Source organism: Paenibacillus chungangensis, from assembly GCF_042675905.1.
GTDB classification, from domain to species: Bacteria; Bacillota; Bacilli; order Paenibacillales; family Paenibacillaceae; genus Pristimantibacillus; species Pristimantibacillus chungangensis.
Genome location: NZ_JBHTJZ010000005.1, coordinates 130,378 through 146,891, shown reverse-complemented (window position 1 = coordinate 146,891; position 16,514 = coordinate 130,378). Strand labels below are relative to the sequence as shown.

At 50.2% G+C, this 16,514-nt stretch carries 13 protein-coding genes; 2 read left to right on the top strand and 11 right to left on the bottom strand.

Features of this window, described 5'->3' with window-relative positions:
- Nucleotides 1–69 precede the first annotated feature (69 nt).
- The 3 genes from ACFQ2I_RS03185 to ACFQ2I_RS03175 are packed head-to-tail and all read right to left on the bottom strand — an operon-like array spanning nt 70 to nt 4,225.
- Nucleotides 70–1,686, bottom strand: coding sequence for a response regulator (locus ACFQ2I_RS03185; RefSeq protein WP_377562145.1), 1,617 nt, complete (start codon nt 1,684–1,686; stop codon nt 70–72).
- The gene (locus tag ACFQ2I_RS03180) at nt 1,683–3,422 is read right to left on the bottom strand and encodes a sensor histidine kinase (protein WP_377562144.1); all 1,740 of its coding nucleotides are present in this window, start codon (nt 3,420–3,422) and stop codon (nt 1,683–1,685) included. Before ACFQ2I_RS03180 ends, ACFQ2I_RS03185 begins: the two co-directional genes overlap by 4 nt.
- 26 nt (nt 3,423–3,448) lie before the next feature.
- Nucleotides 3,449–4,225, bottom strand: coding sequence for a helix-turn-helix domain-containing protein (locus tag ACFQ2I_RS03175; RefSeq protein WP_377562142.1), 777 nt, complete (start codon nt 4,223–4,225; stop codon nt 3,449–3,451).
- Between the two features lie 125 nt (nt 4,226–4,350).
- On the opposite strand from ACFQ2I_RS03175, the gene ACFQ2I_RS03170 reads away from it, so the two are divergent.
- Both ACFQ2I_RS03170 and ACFQ2I_RS03165 read left to right on the top strand, forming a co-directional pair.
- A complete protein-coding gene (locus tag ACFQ2I_RS03170) occupies nt 4,351–4,707 on the top strand; it encodes a Rieske (2Fe-2S) protein (RefSeq protein ID WP_377562141.1) in 357 nt (118 codons plus the stop codon).
- A gap of 14 nt (nt 4,708–4,721) precedes the next feature.
- Nucleotides 4,722–5,792, top strand: coding sequence for an amidohydrolase family protein (locus tag ACFQ2I_RS03165; protein ID WP_377562140.1), 1,071 nt, complete (start codon nt 4,722–4,724; stop codon nt 5,790–5,792).
- 120 nt (nt 5,793–5,912) lie between these two features.
- Here ACFQ2I_RS03165 and ACFQ2I_RS03160 read toward each other — a convergent pair whose 3' ends face one another.
- From ACFQ2I_RS03160 to ACFQ2I_RS03125, 8 genes are all read right to left on the bottom strand, one after another.
- Nucleotides 5,913–6,941, bottom strand: coding sequence for a Gfo/Idh/MocA family protein (locus ACFQ2I_RS03160; protein WP_377562138.1), 1,029 nt, complete (start codon nt 6,939–6,941; stop codon nt 5,913–5,915).
- A gap of 107 nt (nt 6,942–7,048) precedes the next feature.
- Entirely contained in the window at nt 7,049–7,621 is a 573-nt protein-coding gene (locus ACFQ2I_RS03155; protein ID WP_377562136.1) for a DoxX family protein, read from the bottom strand.
- A 282-nt stretch (nt 7,622–7,903) separates the two neighbouring features.
- A complete protein-coding gene (locus ACFQ2I_RS03150; protein WP_377562957.1) occupies nt 7,904–9,298 on the bottom strand; it encodes a sensor histidine kinase in 1,395 nt (464 codons plus the stop codon).
- A 10-nt stretch (nt 9,299–9,308) separates the two neighbouring features.
- Nucleotides 9,309–10,019, bottom strand: coding sequence for a response regulator transcription factor (locus ACFQ2I_RS03145; RefSeq protein ID WP_377562135.1), 711 nt, complete (start codon nt 10,017–10,019; stop codon nt 9,309–9,311).
- Nucleotides 10,020–10,188: 169 nt separating this feature from the next.
- Nucleotides 10,189–11,157 (bottom strand): carbohydrate ABC transporter permease, encoded by a 969-nt coding sequence (locus ACFQ2I_RS03140; RefSeq protein WP_377562956.1) that lies wholly within the window; start codon nt 11,155–11,157, stop codon nt 10,189–10,191.
- A 25-nt stretch (nt 11,158–11,182) separates the two neighbouring features.
- Entirely contained in the window at nt 11,183–12,055 is an 873-nt protein-coding gene (locus ACFQ2I_RS03135) for a carbohydrate ABC transporter permease (RefSeq protein WP_377562134.1), read from the bottom strand.
- Nucleotides 12,052–14,337, bottom strand: a complete 2,286-nt coding sequence (locus ACFQ2I_RS03130) for a DUF5696 domain-containing protein (RefSeq protein WP_377562132.1) — start codon at nt 14,335–14,337, stop codon at nt 12,052–12,054. Before ACFQ2I_RS03130 ends, ACFQ2I_RS03135 begins: the two co-directional genes overlap by 4 nt.
- Nucleotides 14,334–16,493 carry a YIP1 family protein gene (locus ACFQ2I_RS03125; RefSeq protein ID WP_377562130.1) on the bottom strand — a complete coding sequence of 720 codons (2,160 nt, stop codon included), beginning with the start codon at nt 16,491–16,493 and terminating at the stop codon, nt 14,334–14,336. The genes ACFQ2I_RS03130 and ACFQ2I_RS03125 overlap by 4 nt, the downstream gene beginning before the upstream one ends.
- Nucleotides 16,494–16,514 lie beyond the last annotated feature (21 nt).

Genomic DNA, 16,514 nt, shown 5'->3' with positions numbered 1-16,514 from the left:
TTGACTTAACTATATCGCTGGAGGGATCATTTTCGTATCCCGGTCTTTTGACTTTCCATGCAACTTTTTTTACTTATTGGGCATATGTGGCTTGTATACTTCGCTTGGCTTAATGCCCCAATATTTCGCGAACGCCTTGGAGAAATAATTGACGTGCCGGTAACCGACTCGCTCCGCTGTCAGGGATACTCTTCCCCCTTGGGCAAGCAGTTCCTTCGCCTTCTCCATGCGTAAGCGAAGCACATAATCGGAGAAGGATTCGCCGGTCACTTTCTTGAACATTCGGCTTAGATAGGAATAGTTGACATACAGCTTATCGGCGACAAGGTAGAGGCTCAATTGATCGTCATGCAGCCGCTCTTGAATGAAACGCATCATCTCGCCCACTGCAATCTGGGTGCAGGATTGCCTGCGGCTTATAATCGCGCTGCTGATGCGCAAGGTCATCCGCTGCAGCCAGGCGTGGATCTGCTCCCGCGTCAACAGCTGGTTGAACTGTTCGAAGTCTTCATACTCTTCGCCCAAGGTTTCACGCAGCGCCCAGCCGTGCGAGTGTACAATGCGCGCCAGCAAGCACATGATTCTAAGTAGCGTTTCCTTTGCATCCTCGACCGGCATGCCTTCGGCGAATCCGGCCTCCATCATGCGTTCAACCTTTTCCTTTATCGCTTCTTCATCTCCCGTTTCAATCGACATTTCCAGTTCTTTCTCCAAGTCGCTCAAGAACGACCATGTGTCTTTCATAACCGCATCGTCCCGGTAGTGAATAATCATCTCATGACCAAGCACCACCCTCTCCTGCAGCGCCATCCGGCTTTGCTTGTATGCATGCGGCAGATGGAGCTTGTCCGCGACCGGAGAACCGATGCCCGCGCTCGCAGTCAGTTTCAGGCAATCCTTAATCGTGCTGAGCAGAACGTTGATTTGATGAAGAACATGCGCTTGATAGGCCTCCTCCGGTTCCTGAGGGGGCATAAGGAATATAAGTGCCGTCATCCCGTCGTCGTCCTGAATGATGACACAATCCCTGCTTGCGAATAGATCTCGTGCAACCGTAAACAATGCGAACTGAACGAGCGGCCGATCCCCTACCCTGAATCGTTCGCTTTCTTCCGGAATGGGGTCCATATCGACGACAATTGGCCACGGACTCTTTCCATCTATTGGCAAGTGCAAGGCCTGGCTCCATTTATTGAGCTCCCACAAAGAATAGCGGCCATTTATCCAGTTTTTGTAAAATACATCATGCAAATGCGGAAGATGGTCCTGCCATCGCTGTTCCAGCATCCAGAGCTTGTGCTTTTCGCGCAGCTCATCCTCTCTCACCGCCTTCGCTCCCTGAACAACCTCCCATAGCTGTTCATTCGCGACCGGCTTCACCAAAAATTTGAATACACCATGCTCAATGCCTTCCCTCGCGTATTCGAAGTCGTCATAACCGGTCAGAATGATCACCTTGATATGCGGGTACGCTTCCCTTACCCTACCGGCCAATTCCAATCCGTTCATATCCGGCATTTGAATATCTGTAATGATGATATCAACATGATCATTCTGCAGAATTGCGACCGCTTCCTTGCCATTGCTCACCGCGTCTACAAGATCAATTTGTCCCGCAGCCCAATCGATTCCCTCCGCTAGCCGTTCCCGTACATAGATTTCGTCCTCTACAATGAGCAGCTTCATCCTTTATCATCCTCTCGCTGTTGTAAAATCAATGTTACCTTCGTGCCTTCCCCTTCCCTGCTTTCTATCCTTAGATCCGCTTGATCCCCGTAATATAATTTGAGACGCGCTTTCACATTCTTCAGGCCAAAATAATGACGGAATGGCCGATCATCAGCCACACGGTAGGACTGGCATGTAATCTGATCCAGCTCCTCCCGAATCGACGCCAGCTCTTGCTCCGGTATGCCAATCCCCGTATCTTGGATCTCGACATGCAACCGGGCCTCGATCAGCCTTGCTCGAATGCTGAGTTCCCCGCCCAAAGCGCTCTTGCCGAGTCCATGAACTATCGCGTTCTCTACAATCGGCTGCAGCAGCAATTTCAGCACGTGCAGTCGCTTCGTCTTCTCTTCCAGCTCGATGTCAACTGTGAAATGCTCGGTGCGAATTTGTTGCACACGAATGTAGAACATGAGATGCTCTATCGTTTCTTCAAGGGTAAACGAAGATCTTCCTTTGCCCAGACTGACCCGGAAGAACTGCGCAAGATTCATGACCATGTCACTGATCTCGGAGATGCGGTTTTTCATCGCTACCGAATAGATCGAATCTAGCGTATTGTATAAGAAATGCGGGTTGATCTGCGATTGAAGCAAGCTGAATTCCGCGCGAGCCAACCGCAGCTCCTTCTCATAATCTTCTTCGATCATCGTGCGCTGCGCTTCGGCCATCAAATTGAACGAATTCATCAGATAACCGAATTCGTCCTTTCGCCGATGATCGATTTGGGCGGAGAGGTCCCCTCCGCTGAATCTCTTGATCGTGCGCGACATTAGCCGCAGAGGCTTGGAGATGCTGATATAGACTAACCAAGCGATATATACGGCGAGCAGAATGCTTATACCGATGATCAGATAAGTGAACGATTGTAATCTTCGAGGCTGCAGGAACAACTCGTCCTCCGGCTGCTGCAGCAGCATGGACCAGGTACCGTTATCTACCTCGATGGAGAACATGCGGTTGTTCGCGGCGCGTATCGGATTGCTCTCCAGCGTGAGATTGCCGTTGTAGAACAACGAGATTCCGATATTCGGCGAGGTTTGCATATGATTGATGATTTTGGCCAGCGAAGATTTGTCGATCACCAATACCATTACATTCGGCTCACGATTGTTCCTGAATACATCCAACAGTCTAGCATAGTAAATATACTCATTGGACAAATAGGCCGAATACGTATTGTCGCTCGGAGACGGCGCATGCACGACAAGCCCTCCTCCCGCTTCCACCGTGCGCCGAAACCAAAGCTCATCTCTAACATTCGGCCACTTAATCCCGCCTTGCAGCGTAGATACGCCGTTGCCGCTGGCCCCGTGAACGATAAAGGCTTCCATGACCGCGCCGTTGACATTCGTAAGGGCGGTCAATTGCTGCTGTACGGTATGCACCTCATACAAGTTATCCCGATTAAGCGGATCCCGTCCCCCGCGCCACACATCCACTAGGTTCGGGTTCGAACCGATCAGCAGCGTTTGCTGATCCATATTTTTAGTCAGTTCATCAACATAATCCAGCGTAGTGAGCATGGTCCCCCGGGTTCGTTCCGTTATTTGATCATATAGCATTCGGTGAGAATAGCTATTCGAGAACATGCTGACGGCGACCAATGGTATTAAAATGATTAAGAACGAAATCGTCAGTTTGAATTGGATAGAGTGCCAACGAATGGAATGCCAATACTTTCTGTATCTCATATACGTCCTCCTCGTATTGAGCGTGCTTATAATCCTCTTATCTTGCTTTGGATGAAGGAAGGTGGATAACCCATTATTTTTTTGAACACACGATTAAAGTGGGCTTGATCGCTGTATCCCAAATATTCGGAGACTTGACCGATTGTCATTTTGGAGTTAAGAATCAAATCACATGCTGCGTAAACGCGGACCTGATGCAAATAGGTAATCGGCGTCATTCCTGTCACGGCTTTAAAAGTCTGTGTAATGTAATTGGGAGCACGATCAATGTGATGGGACAAATCTTCAATGCGAATTGGCTCGCGATAGTGCGTGCGTATGTAGTCCTGTACCTCTTGCATGAGCCGCAATTTGACAGAGGCAAAACGTTCCTCGACCAATTCCCTGGAAAAATAACCGAGTAGCTCAAGCGCAATGCCGGAGCAGATTAATCCGTCATGCGGATTGCGCCCGAACCAGTGCTGCTGCAAGGACGCGAACCGCATCTTCATATAATCGAGATGACGAGTTTGCACTTTACGGAAGGAGCATGAAACGTCAAACGGGAACTGCTCTTTCCTCTCCGCAAAGAAATGAACAGAATACTTCTGATGCAATCCTTCAGGCGCATTCATACCGGCCCTTCTCACACCTTGGGAGATAAACAGCAAATCTCCCTTGTTCAATTCGATAGTTTCACCATTCAGAACATAAATCGCTTTCCCGTGAATAACCAAAATCAGCATGTCCGTCAACGTCTCTTTCTCCTCAATCTTCCACTGGGAATCCATATCGTCCAAACATACAGAAACAAGATTAATCATTTTGTGGACACCTCTTCTTTCAGTCTTATCTTAGAATTATACAAAATACAGTTGATTTTTCAATCGCAATTGTAACGTTTACATTCTAAAATAAGAAACAAGAAGCGGGAAAGGAGCTGAATGGAATGCCTATCTATCCGGTTGCTACAACAGAAGAATTGCCGGCCGGAACGTATAAAATCATACAAATCAATGGAAGCTCTATAGGCTTATATAACGTAAAAGGGGAGTACTTCGCGGTAAGCAATTACTGTCCGCATCAAGGCGCAGAATTATGCAAAGGGATCGTCTGCGGAACAACGCTCGATTCAGAGGTATACGAGTTTATTTACGGACGTGATCAAGAAATATTGCGATGTCCTTGGCATGGCTGGGAATTCGATCTCAAAACTGGTAAATCACTGTTCAGCGATAAGGTCCGGGTACGAAGCTACCCCGTCTCGGTGGAAAACGGCCAGATAAGCATATCGGTAGGCAAATAAGGAGGAATGTTGCGATGAAAACAGATGACAAACGGTTACCGGTTATCGATTGTGATGTACACAACCAGTTCCGCAGCGGACGCGATCTGATCCCTTACCTTGAGGAGCCGTGGCGCAGCCATGCCGACCGTTTCGGCGTTCCAGGCCCTGGCCTGCCTTACTCTTCTCCTATTGGGAATAAACGGAAGGATGCCGATCCGCCAAGCGGGTTGCCGGTCGGCTCGGATCCATCTTATGTGTTGGAGCACTACGCCGATCCGTTCAACGTCGAATACGCTCTGCTCTGCTCGGACGGAATAATAGCCGTCTCCGGAATTGCCGATCCCGACTACGCCGCCGCCATCTGCCGCGCCTATAACGACTACGTCATTGCGGAATGGTTCCCGGTAAGTCCCAAGTTCAAAGGATATATGTGCATCGCCATGCAAGATCCGGCTCAAGCCGTTCGTGAGATCGACCGGATCGGCCCGCACCCGGAAATCGTTGCTGTCAGCGTTATTGGCGGCTCGCGCACGCCTTACGGGGATCGATATTTCCACCCGATCTACGAAGCCTGTCAGCGTCACAATCTGCCGTTATTGCTCCATCCCGGAGCCGAGGGGGCCGGCATATTCAATCCGCCGACAGCCGTCGGCTATGTCACGAACTACTTGCAATGGCACACTTGTCTGCCTCAGACATACATGGCGCACCTGGTCAGCTTCGTATGCGAAGGCGTGTTCGAGAAATTTCCGAATTTCAAGGTTGTTCTCTGCGAAGGAGGCGTAACATGGCTGCCTCCGCTTCTATGGCGGCTCGATAAAAACTTCAAGGCGCTTCGCTCTTCCGCTCCGTGGTTGAAACGGATGCCCAGCGAATATGTCCGCGACCATTGCTTCATGACGACCCAGCCGATCGAGGAGCCGGATAATCCGAAGCATCTGGAAGCGATGTTCGACATGTTCGACGCAGAGAACATGCTGCTCTTCTCCAGCGATTATCCACATTGGGACTTCGATGATCCGACGCAAGTTCTCCGGCGATTGCCAGAAGAGAAGAAACGCAAAATTTTAAGCGAAAATGCCAGAAAGCTGTTTCATTTATAAGCAGTAGTAGGCTGGCAGGCGCTCCAGTGTAGGATTAGCAAGGAAAGAAAAGCCCAAGCTTTACTATTCGCTTGGGCTTTGTCAGGCAATATCATGCACTAAAGATTCTACGATGTGATTTTATAAAAACATACGCTTGTTTGTTTTACCAGATTCATATATCGCCGCCACCATCTTTTGTGTTTTTAATGCCTCGCGACCATCAATCCATGGTGCTTCACCAGCAGCTAGAGATGTGTAGAAAGCATTAATCTGCTTGGAGTGGCTAACTCCCCAATATTGCTTTGCACCTGCACCAAAATCAACTTCTTCGCCTGGGACATGCTCCCAAACCTCTTCCTTCCCGTTATTGTAACGAATTGTCGCACGATCCCCGACCATTTTTGCAATGCCGTTCTCACAATGCAGCTCAATTTCCACTGGCGCATCATAACTGTAATAGTTCATCGTCCAGAAGCCCGTAACACAGCCATTCTTATACTTGATCACACCTTCAGCTGTATCCTCCACCTCGATTTTGGCATGCGCACGATTACCGATTTGAGCATCGACATACTCAATTTCATCATCAACAAACCAGCGAAGTAAATCTAGCGTATGAATCGCTTGGTCGATAATGACGCCGCCACCTTCTTTATCCCATGTCCCCTTCCAGTCACTTCGGCTATAATACTCATCGCTGCGATCCCAAGTAACAAAGCACTTGCCGCCTTTGATCTTACCAAGCGCACCGCTTTCCAGTGCCTGTTTGATAAGCTGAGAGCCCGGATTGTAGCGATTTTGGAAAATTACACCCAGTGTAACTCCCGCATCATCACATGCTTTAATCATCGCTTCAGCATCTTCAACCGTAATACTCATCGGTTTTTCCGTTAATACTTGCTTCCCCTTCTGGGCGGCATAAATAACCATCTCTGCATGCAAATAATGCGGTGTTACAACATGTACAACATCAAGATCAGCTTCATCTATCATTTGTTTATAATCAGTATAAGCCACACAGCCATATCTTTCGGCACCTGCCTGAGCACGCTCTGGCTTATTGTCGCAAACAGCGACTAATTCCCCCTGCTCACAATTCATAATCGAAACACAATGCATAGGAGATACATTCCCGATACCAATAACGCCAACCTTAAACTTTTTCATGAAAAAATCATCCTTCCTCATCTTCATTCTCAATTAAAAACAGAAAAAGGTCGCGTACACTTTTAAGAGAATGTGTGCGCGACCTGCTTTCTTTTTTATTTGTCACATCATACAGATGTGTTATTCCTGTCTTGCCCTACGAATTCATTGCCCTTCCTGGTCCACGGTGTTCCCAGCAGCGGCAATGCGAAGCGGTCCAGACCGTACCAGCCCGCATTTTTCCAAGCCAGAACGAGCCATGTGGCAAGAATGAACAGCAGCGGATTCGTGCTTAAAGTACCTGCGAACAAGAAGCTTACATTCATGATAGCTCCAAAAAAAGCGGCAATCCCTGTCAGCAAGCCGACAATTAAGCCAATTCCGACAAGCAACTCGCCGAAAGCGACCATAAACGCGAATGCTTTCGCATTGGGCAATACCATATTTTCGAGAAAGGTGGCGTACCAGCCCGTTACATCCTTTCCTTCCTCTGCCTTGGCCAACGCTCCGGTCACAAAACCTTTGACTGCGGCTCCACCGTTTTCGCCCACCCATGCATCCGAATTCACTTTCTTCCAGCCTGCAGTGATCCATGCATAACCTAGATACAATCTAACGAAAAGCCATATCCAACCAGCCTTCGTGCTGCTAAATAGAAATTTGGAGACCGGATTCTCTGGAATATTGATTTCTTTCGCCATAATCTTTGCACCTCCAAATTCATATTATTTAATGGTTATAGGGCTATTATATGGATAGACGCTCATTGATGCTGTGACATTTGTCACTATGTACTAACCATTGTCTTCTTTCGTAGGGATACTGCTGTAACAGTATCTCAAGAGTCGTCTGCTCCTAATACATGGTTATTGTATCAAAGTATACGCTTAATGAAAAGGATAAAAATGCCGTCGAAAGACCCCCTCGTATGAAAAATACGAAAGCTGATGATGGGATAAGAGACAATGAATCGTCCCTTACAGCTAATGTCCTGCGTCCACCGCTCTTTCCGCCTCGTCACCGGGACTCATAAATACGTTCGGAATTCGAACCGTGAATACCGAGCCTCGCCCCAGTTCGCTGACCGCATACACTTCGCCGTTGTGAGCCTCTACCAATGCTTTCACGATGCTTAAGCCAAGTCCCACGCCCGAATTGAACCGTGACCTGGACTTGTCCGAACGATACAATCGGTTGAATACATAGGGAAGATCTTCGTCATTGATCCCAATCCCGGTATCCTCACATTGGATATCCGTGTACTCCGCATGGCAGATGACGCGCAGGCACACTGTACCTCCCGGTTGGTTATACTTGATGGCGTTGAACAATAGGTTCGAGATGACTTGCACGAACTTGTCGCGGTCAATTTCGCAAAAACAGGGCACATGAGTACTCTCGAACGTCAGCTTGATGTCTTTGCTGCGAGCCAAGCTCTGGAAATTTTCAAATACTCGTCTGGCTAGACGCATCATATCCGTTCGTCTAATGTGGAGGGAGAACTTGGCGCTTTCAGCTTCCGATAATCGCTCTAGATCATTGATGAGACGGGATAGTCGCTCAAGCTCTTCATAGATCTCCTGCATCCTTGTCCCATCCGCTTCATATACCCCGTCCTGGATGGCTTCCAGCTGAGTAAGCATTGAAGTGAGCGGCGTACGAAGCTCATGGGTGAGATCCTCCATCAGATGCTGTCTCCAGTCTTCCTGCTTCTTCAGCTCTTTGACCATCTCTTCAAGAGTTACCGCCAACCGTCGTACTTCCTCTGGTCCTCTTACCGGGATGACGAGATCGCGCCGGCCCATACGGATCAGATTGGTCTGATCGGTCAATTGGACCAAGTGCTTCGATAGCGCCTTGGCGATCCACAGACTGAACAACAGCGAGACGATGATGATCGATGCGTACATAATCCTCGAGCGAAAGGCCAGCTGCTCCTGATACTCGATCGTGGCCGGATTTAACTTGTTCCGCGAAACCAGATTCGCAGTCCTTAACACCCCCACTGTCTCCCCACTTATCACATAAGCATATTCGCGCACTTCCTCCAAGTAACCGCTATCAAAATTACCAATTGTATCCAGCCACAACACATCGCCTTCAACCGAGGTGTATTGAATCAGGATGCCATATAGATTGGCCCTACGCTTGATCCATGCCTGATCAGCTTCATCGGGCTCGCCGCGCCCGATCCCGGCCGCTCGCATGTCATCAATCAGCCGATAGCTGCTGCTGTCCAGCAAGCTTTCCTGGTACGTATCGAACAGGGAGTCCCAATGAAAATTATAAACTGTTGATAACAGAAGGATGAACACAAGAGAGAATAGGAAGAACGTCATAAAAAGCAAAACATTCATCCGTCGAAAAAAACGCAGCACCGCCTTCAACTCACTCTCCTTTCTCGTGAATGGCGGTGAATTGATAGCCGCTGCCGATGCGCGTCACGATGTATTTGGGATCCTGGCTGTCCTGCTCGATTTTCTTGCGAAGGTTTTTGACGTGGGCGTCGATCGCTCGGCTGTCACCTTGAAAGCGGTAACCTTGCACGATATAAGACAGTTCGCTGCGGCTATAGATCTTTTGGGGATTATCACTGAGTACGGTGAGCAGTTTGAACTCAGTAGCGGTCAGATTGACCGGTTTGCCATCGACTAGAACACTCCGATTTTCCGTCATGATCACGAGATTCCCTTTGTCGTACACCATGGCCGACTTCCTTGCCGCACTTTCATTACTTTCGGGATGAAGCCGTCTTTGCAAGGCTTTGATCCTGGCTACGACCTCTTTTACCCTGAACGGCTTGGCGATGTAGTCATCTGCCCCCAGATTCAATCCGCGTATTGTATCGTTTTCCCGGTTCTTAGAGGTGATCATGATAATGGGCACATTGGATTTCTCCCTGATCCTCTCGCACACCTCCTCGCCGCTCAAGCCCACAAGCTTCAGATCGAGCAAGATCAAGTCATGCTGGGACAGGTCGAATTTTTGCACAGCTTCATGACCGTCCGAAGTATAATCGACGCTCCACCCTTCCATTTTCATATAGGCTTGCAAGACATCTCTAATCTTAGGTTCGTCTTCGACAATCAAGATGTGCACGAGATGAATTCCTCCCCCTTTTCTTCGATTATAACGCAAGTCTCCCCAACTGGACAGTCAGACTAACAAGCGTCGCCGACCAGTTGGGAAAGGACTGCTACTTAACCGCCTCGCTCCAGCCGCACACTTGCTCAGAACGGCTCGTTGCAGCGAGTAAGCGCCCAAAAGACTATTCTACCAGTCCGGTACGTTCTACTCCTTCTACGAAGTAGCGCTGGGTGAACATGTACAGGATCAATGGAGGCAGTATCATAAGGAATGAAGTCGCCATCTTGATCGGCTCGTCAAAGATGCTAGGCCCCTCTTCAGCCGCACGAGCAGCTAATTCTGCCGAAATCTTGGACATCCCAAGTGATAAGGGTACATCTTGGGCGCTAATCAGATACATGCCCGGGTAATAGAAATCGTTCCAATTCCAAACAAAGGAGAACAGGAAGACAACGATAATCGCTGGTTTCGCCAGCGGAAGCATCACCTTGTAAAATAACATGAAGACATTAGCCCCGTCGATCCGGGCGGCCTCTTCGAGATCCTTGGGCTGCGTGCTGAAAAACTGCCGATAGATGATGATGAACAACGATCCCTTCAAACCGAGACCGAACAGCGCCGGCAAAATAAGCGGATACACCTGGTTCATCCAGTTCAGTTCGTTCGCCACGAGCAGCATCGGAAGAATCGTCAGCTGCGGAGGGACGATGAACGTAAGTATCAGACAAAACAACCAGAACTTCTTGAACGGAAATTCTAGACGGGCAAAGGCATAGCCCGCTACCCCGCACATGACGGTTTGCGCGACAGCGATCGTCAGCGTCAGCCCTGCGCTCATGAAGAACGACTTTACATAATCAAGCATCTCCCACGCATCCTGCAGCGTTCCCAAGTAGATGACACGAGGCACCCAAGTCACCGCAGGATCCAGCAGATCGGCGGCATCCTTGATCATTGTTGTGACCATGAAGAACAGCGGATTCAGGTAGATATAGGCGGTGTCGATCAGGATCACATAGATGAACAGCTTGAACAGCAATCCCTTGTCCACTTCCTTGCCGAGAAGCAGATAGCGGAGCTTGCGCCACACTGACATATCCCTTTTCATGTTCCAGCGGCTGGCCAGCTTCTCAGACATGGTCGTTAGCAGTTTCGCCAAAGTCTATCCCCCCTTTTTATTCGTGATTAATAGTCCGGTAAGCCCGGGTCACTCGATTAAAGATCAATAGGATCATGATCAGGAAAACGAGAATGATAGCGAAATAGATCCAGGCAAGGGCACTCGACAACCCGTAATTATCCGTGCTTACTCGATTGATGATCGGGTTGGTCGGGAATGTGAACAAGTCGACGACCGTATAAATGATATTCAGAAAGATGAACGGGATCATGCCCGGCAGGGTAATCTTCCAGAACGTCTCCCACGGGGTAGCTCCATCTATGCGTGAGGCTTCATAGATCGTGCTAGAAATCGTCTGACGACCGGCGAGGAAGATCAGGATCTGCACGCCGGAGTACCACAGAATCAGGATGAAGGACTCCATGATCGCGATGATCGCGTTCGCCCAGATCTCCGGCAAATTACTGATCAGAATCGCATTCACGTTATACCTCGCCAGAATGTCCAGCCCTCCCTCGCCTTGAGCGATGAATTCCAGGATGACCCTCCCGGTAGTGAAGATGACCGGGAGGAAGAATATCGTCCGAAAAACGAGTCTGCCAGGAAACTGCTGATTCAGCATGATAGCGATCAGTAAGGAGAAGATAATGATGATCGGGATCATGAGGGCCGCTTCGTTCAAGAACGGAATCAGATCGTTGAACAAGACGCTTCCGTTCTCTAACAGGATCGTTCGGTACCAATTCAGCCCCACATAGCTCGTCTCGATCCCGGTAGCCAAAATGCGGACGCGATGAACGCTCATATAGAACGAATACCCGATCGGAAAAGCCATGAAGACTAGAAATCCGATTATCCATGGAGCGATGAACAGCGAGCCTTCCAACTGACGGATCGTCTTGGCACTAAGTCTGCGTTTGACTTTCATCGTTCACCCTCCTTTACCACTGTGTAGCCTTTGCCTTCCACTTGCAGCGATCCGTTAACGTATGTCGTATTGTTATAGTTTACGACGACCTTGCGGCCATTTTCGTATGTCGTTTCATAGACGTTATCGGCCAGTTCGCGATGATCCACGATGAACTGATCCATTACGCCGCCTTGCACTTCGTTGTAAATTTGATATTGTTCGACAGCCTTCTCCGACCATTCTTCATATTGCGAGCTAAACAGTCGGATGTTGCGCGAATTGTTCAGCTCCTGCGTTGGTTCGTGAGTGAGTATCATGGATGGCAATGCGCCGTACTCCAGATCGCGAAGCAGCTGTTGCCGGTACTGCTCCCGTTCATTGACATATCCCGTCGTGTAAGTGATCAGTCCGTGAAGCGCCATCTGCATAAACGGCACTGAACGATCAGTGAACAAGTCATAAGAATAGTCGTTGAACATATTATACACATGGCTGACGTTGCGATTGACGTACTGCCCTGTGACGGTTCCATTAACCAGCTTGAACTTCTCGCTTGCCCGGCGGAAATAGTCCGCTTGCTGCTCCAGCGCTTGCGTGCGGCTACTGCCGTACCGATCGTTGTAATCGCTGATCAGCCATTGGCCCAGTCCCCCTCCGTACCAGTAGCCATTGCCGAACGTGACGCCATCGAAGCCCATAGAATCGATAGTTTCCAGATCGTCATCGAAATACTCGTCAATATAGCGCAGGCTCGCCATTGGCAGTTCATTGCCGTACCAATCCTCGTACTTCATGATCGTACCAGACAAATCACGCATTGCATGGTATCGGGTGGAGAATCCTTGAGCTCCGGTATTGTTCAACATGTAGTTAACCCCATAGGTTACCGGGAACTCCAGAGAATGGGCGAAATCCACAAAGCTGCGTATACCGTCATCGCCGCCCAATCGGCCGTCAATCGGCAGCACATCGCCGAACTCGCTGTACCCGCCTTCCTGCCATCCCATTAGGTTGATATTCATGTCCTCAACTCCGAGTCCGTAGAGCGACTGCACGACCTCCATCGCTTGACTCGCGGTCGTCATCGGCACATAGGAGTCCATGAACACGCTCTTCTTGCTATCTCCGCCGAGCAGCGTGAGATGCAGCGGTACCGTCTCCTTGTCTGACTCGATACGGGCATAGCCTTCGTCATCCATCAGGTACTGGCGATAACGGTTAGCCATGCCGGCATAAGTGCTTTGCTCCCCGTCAAGAAGATAGTACCGCACGACCCGATCGTTACGGAATCGCTCTTCCTCGTCATAGGTGATGAACGAACGCTCACGGTGGCGGTTCGTGATCTGCTCGAACGGCGAACGGTAACGCATTTCTGTACCGATCCAGTTATACATGCTGTAGACGCCGGAAGGCGAAGCCAAGATGTCGGTGTATTCGGCCCCCGTCCCCACGATGGACAGGAAACCGGCGTCGCCGAATTTCAATCCGAATACCGGCATCTTCATCTGCAGACGCGAAGAGCCTTCGCCGCGATACGAGAAGTCCTGTCCGTAGATCGGCTCTTTGTACACTTTGGTCTTATTTCGGCTCGAGTCATTAAAGCTCACGATCGCGCCCGAACCGTCCGGGATGAGAAAGTAACCTTCCTGGTCTGTCGTGTGCTGGGCGCCAAAAAACGGGAAGAGGCGCACCCACAGGATTCCGAACTTGCCCTCGATGATCCCCTCATCGACGATTCGAGTCTCTACGTAGTCATCTTCGATCCGGATCTCTACAGGGATAGAGACGCCGATATCCGTCAGGACATAGGTCAGGCTGACGCCGTTGTCGATCGGGGTCATATCTTCGATCGTTCCGTTGGCATTAATCCAGTTCGATATTTGTGGACGGGCGCTTTGGGTCTCGAAGTCGAGTGTCTGGATCATGACCGGCGCGCGAAGATGGTTTTTCCAGATACCGCCGATCGTCTCTTGCTCCCAGTGCTCAGGGTTCGGGTAAGAGTGCCACACCTTACCCGATCGTTTGTCGGTCACGGTGAAGTGTCCTGATACTTCGTCGAAGGACAGAAGCAGCACGTCCGTCTCGCCGATCGGCTCGAAGCTTGCAGCTGCCGGCATGTTCTCGTGCTCCGCCATCGGGTTCGCCTTCTCCGACGCAAGCGGCGCCTCCGCCAATGTCGAACCGTCCGAACGCAGGTGGACCTCCTTCGTAGCCGCGACATAGATCAAGACGATCAACAGCAGCAACACCCCGACAGTCTGGGGGATATGGTTACGGATCAGTTCCAGTGATCGATTCATCGGAGCGTCACCTCCTGATAGACTTCATAGATGAACATGCGCAGCTCATTGGTCAGACCAACGATGATAAATGCCAGAACGGCCATCACGAGCATCGCGAACAGCGACAGCAGGATGTTGACCACTGTCTCGCCGACTCCATAATTCTGGAGCGCCTGAACTTGCCAGAAGAACATGGCGCCGACCCAGACAATCAAGCCGTAGAACAAATATTGATAGATGGCTTGCTCCGACAGCGTCATCCCATTGGAGATGATGGTCAGAGGAATCGCGAACAATACGAACGGAATCAAGGAATACGCACTACCGATGAATACATCGCGAAAGCGCCCTTCGCCGCGGTAGATGGAGCTGATCAAGTAATTGCACACGACCCAGACAATCCAGATCACAGCAAACTGGATAAATATCGTCACAGCGCTGATTGCGTTTTCTTCGATCTTGTTGAAGACGAAGCTCGTGTAGATACGGTAGACCAACAAGGAGACATACATGCCGAGCAGGATTACGATCGCCCCCACGTAGCCACCCTTGTTTTCGAATCGTAGCGCCGTGAAGCCATCGATCGGATGTTTAAGCATATAGAGCGCATGACTCAGCTGTTCTACCACTTTGTTCCGGGACTTCTTGTCACGCTTCCGTTTGGCAGACCAAGGCAATCGGTTGAGATAGCGGCTGCCGATCAGGTAGAAGCAGCACAGGACCAGGAACAACGTGGCGAACAGGGAGAACCTTTCTTGGAACCACTGCAGCCGCAGCTGCCAGAAGGCGTCCGAGAATCCCACTTGATTACCGCCTCTGCGGAACAGCTCTTTGGCCGTCTCGTAATCTCCGCGCTGATATGCGGCCTTGGCAAGTCCATGAATTGCGGGTCCAAATTGGGCGTTCAAATCAAGCACCTGCTTCCAGTATGGCTCGCTCTCGGCGTAGAAGCCCTGGTTAGTCAGCTCGTTGGCTTGATACACCAGCTTGCCGAATTCCGACAATTCGAACACCTGGAGTACATTTTCCTGATCATCCAGGACGAACAGCTCGTTACGCGAGTTCACGTCGATCGCCACCGGATTTTTGATCAGACCGAGCTGGGTTGAAGTCGGAGACGAACGGCCGCCCCAGAAAAACAAGAGATTGCCGTAGGCGTCGTATTGATTGACATAATTGTATTGGCGGTCGATGACCGAGATATTGCCGTATGGGTCGACGGTCAGATCGACGATCTGTGTCTGGACCTTCTCTCCTTCTGCGGAGTAGGCGCTTATGAGGCTTTCTCCGAATGTCAGGCTTCCTCCACTCTTGCCGCTGGTGCTCTCCTCGGAGTTGACCAGCAGGTTGCGGCCTTCATAATTGAGTCGCTTGACCTGGCTATGGCTCACATCCCCTCCGGATGTCGCGGTATATATGAAGCCGTCCGGTCCGACAGCGACGTTGCTGATCGCACCCGGCAGCTTGCTGATCTCGTTTTCGTACATTTCGCGGGTATAAAGCGCCCGTTTCATGGCGTCGAGCACGGAAAATGGTGTCTTGTTGGCGCCGAAGAAACTCTGAAAGCCTCCCTCCGGATCAAGCTGAAGCAAGCCCCTGTAGCCGCCTAGAGTGACCACGTACAGGAATCCGCGGCGATCTGCTACCAGCTTGATCGGATCATATTTGAAGTCCTTCGGGATGAACCGCGACTCTGGGCGGCCAATCTCTCGGATCGGGTATCCTTCGGGATCAAGAATGACGACACGGCGATTACCCGTGTCCGCTACATAGATGTAGCCTTGCTCATCCACGAATACGCCTTCTGGACTACTGAAAGGTGACTCCTGCGGTTGAATATAGCGGACAAAATCATAGTTTTCGTCGTAGTGAACGATCCGGCTGTTGCCGGTATCCGCGATGTAGATATGATCGCGACTATCCACAAATACGTCCTTCGGACCTTGCAGCGGCGACGAGACTATGAGGTCGGACTGTTCCGGGTCCGGCATGGTCAAGTCGTTGCCCAGCATGCGTAGAGGTGTGTAGGCCGGTTGTGTAAAGATCACGTTGTCGAAGTTGTCCCGGGTATAGGTTGGATACATCACGTCGGCCCGGGCTACCGAAGCGACCATGGCGGTCCATAGACAAGCGATTGCCGTGATGGACAACAAGACCTTTCTCCAATATATCACTGACTTCCCTCCCCCCTCTCT

Excerpts from the sequence above, each read along its gene's own strand:
- ACFQ2I_RS03185 (WP_377562145.1), bottom strand. The coding sequence starts at position 1,686 with ATGAAGCTGCTCATTGTAGAGGACGAAATCTATGTACGGGAACGGCTA.
- ACFQ2I_RS03180 (WP_377562144.1), bottom strand. The coding sequence starts at position 3,422 with ATGAGATACAGAAAGTATTGGCATTCCATTCGTTGGCACTCTATCCAA.
- ACFQ2I_RS03175 (WP_377562142.1), bottom strand. The coding sequence starts at position 4,225 with ATGATTAATCTTGTTTCTGTATGTTTGGACGATATGGATTCCCAGTGG.
- ACFQ2I_RS03170 (WP_377562141.1), top strand. The coding sequence starts at position 4,351 with ATGCCTATCTATCCGGTTGCTACAACAGAAGAATTGCCGGCCGGAACG.
- ACFQ2I_RS03165 (WP_377562140.1), top strand. The coding sequence starts at position 4,722 with ATGAAAACAGATGACAAACGGTTACCGGTTATCGATTGTGATGTACAC.
- ACFQ2I_RS03160 (WP_377562138.1), bottom strand. The coding sequence starts at position 6,941 with ATGAAAAAGTTTAAGGTTGGCGTTATTGGTATCGGGAATGTATCTCCT.
- ACFQ2I_RS03155 (WP_377562136.1), bottom strand. The coding sequence starts at position 7,621 with ATGGCGAAAGAAATCAATATTCCAGAGAATCCGGTCTCCAAATTTCTA.
- ACFQ2I_RS03135 (WP_377562134.1), bottom strand. The coding sequence starts at position 12,055 with ATGAAAGTCAAACGCAGACTTAGTGCCAAGACGATCCGTCAGTTGGAA.
- ACFQ2I_RS03130 (WP_377562132.1), bottom strand. The coding sequence starts at position 14,337 with ATGAATCGATCACTGGAACTGATCCGTAACCATATCCCCCAGACTGTC.